General features: G+C 64.8%; 1 protein-coding gene and 1 pseudogene. One reads left to right on the plus strand and one right to left on the minus strand.

What is annotated here, in order from left to right; all coding sequences use genetic code 11:
- Positions 1–61: 61 nt before the first annotated feature.
- Positions 62–454: a hypothetical protein gene (locus tag ACLQ2T_RS29200; RefSeq protein ID WP_425769568.1), complete on the minus strand. Its 393-nt coding sequence runs from the start codon at positions 452–454 to the stop codon at positions 62–64.
- 378 nt (positions 455–832) lie between these two features.
- Between ACLQ2T_RS29200 and ACLQ2T_RS29205 the strand changes: the two are divergent.
- Positions 833–1,684: pseudogene (locus ACLQ2T_RS29205) on the plus strand (helix-turn-helix domain-containing protein); the annotation flags it as partial.
- Between the last annotated feature and the right edge of the window lie 58 nt (positions 1,685–1,742).

A 1,742-nucleotide genomic window follows, 5' to 3' on the forward strand; every position in this document is an offset into this window, starting at 1 on the left:
AGATGATCACCGACGGGCTGCGAGCCCTTCACTCCCGGGTCGACTCAGCCGCGAACCCCGCTCAAGTTCGAAGAGCCGCTAAAGCCCAAACCGCCACAATCATAAGCCCGCACGCCACGCAAACGATGAGAAGTCGCGTAAGTGCCAAAATTGCCAGCGCTATTAGGCTGGCTGTGCCAATTCCCAGAGCAGCGAGGACCAATACCCGCACAGCTCTCAGTGCCGCATTGAGCAATATTCCCGAGATGTAGATGAGAAATGCTGCTACCGATATAGCAACTTCCGTCGGAAGCATCCTGATTTGCGCTACAGCATCCGCGATGATCGGTTCATCCATGACGGATCTCGGAAGAAGCGACATGGCGAGCCAGCCTGTAATCGCCCAGATCAGCCCCACTGCGAATGGAGTGCGAGCGTCCCGCAAGCCTGGCACGATCTGGCTGAGGATGTTCACCGGGCATACCCTATTGCTACGACCCCACGCTCCGTGTCGGGCAAGCGACACTGCTCCACACCGGACGACACCGTGCGGCAACGCAGGCACATCGGTATGAGAACGCGGCTTTGCGTTCTTTGCGAGGGCGAGGACGACCTCACGATCCGCTATAGCGTGCGCAGGGGTCTGACGAGGGAGCTGGCTGACCCGGGCCTGGACGTGGACAGGCGCTTGGCTTCGGGCCTGTCACCCGGTGGCGGACGGTGAAGCACTGTCGGTCGGGGTACCTTTGGTGGCAGCGTGGTCGCTGACTGTCGTGCTGGCTGCCTGCCGGATCTGGTCGTTGTTCGAGAGGGATCGCTTGTGCCTCGCCGAGCTATACCTGCTGACCCGTCGGTGGGCGAGCGTATCCGGGCCCGGCGCGAGTTGCGTGGCTGGAGCATCCGGCATGCCGCGAGTCGCGCGGGTATCTCGCATACGACGTGGTCGCGGATCGAGCGTGGTGTTCAGCGTACGGATCGGTACATGGTGGTTGATCTGGCTGCGGCCCTGGAGTGTTCGGTTTTCGACCTCACCGGGCAGCTGTATACGCCGGCTGATCGGCAGCTTGATGGTGCGCGTATCGACGCCGAGCGGGTGTGGCGGGCGATGATGGCGTATCCGTTCGATGGGCCGCCGGTCGTCGGAGCGGCCACTGTGGAGCAGGTGGACCGGGAGTCGTCGCTGGTGCGGGATCTGTACGGCCGGTGCGACTACGCCGGAGCCCTGCGCCGGCTGGTGGATCTGCTTCCCGCCCTGCACGGGGTGACCGACCGGCGGGCGGCGTACCGGTTGATGGTGCCGGTGTACGGGGTGGCAATGGGTTCGTTGCTGAACGTGGGTTACTCGGCCCATGCCTGGTTGGCGGCGGCGCGTTGTGCGGAGGCTGCGCACCTGCTTGACGACCCGGTTGCGGTGGGGGTGGCGGCGGCGAATCGGGCTCGGGTGTCGGCGTACACCGGCGCGTACGGCCCCGCGCGGGCGTACTGCGATCGGGCCGGAGCGGACCTGGAGGGCAGTGGTGCGGACACCGCGCTGGATGTGCTCGGGTTCCTGCACCTGGCCCGCGCGCATCACCTTGCCGGCATGAAGGATCAGTCTGCCGCCGAGGATCACCTCGACGAGGCGGCGCGGATCGCCGCGCATACCGGGGAGACGACAAGCTGGGACCTGTTGTGGGGGCCGAGCAACGTGGGGTTGACCCGGCTTGACGGACAGGGTCGATAAGTTGATCTCACGCTACCTTGCTGGTTGACCTGCGGGAATA

The sequence above is a fragment of the Micromonospora sp. DT229 genome, assembly GCF_049844505.1.
In the GTDB taxonomy this organism is placed as follows: domain Bacteria; phylum Actinomycetota; class Actinomycetes; order Mycobacteriales; family Micromonosporaceae; genus Micromonospora.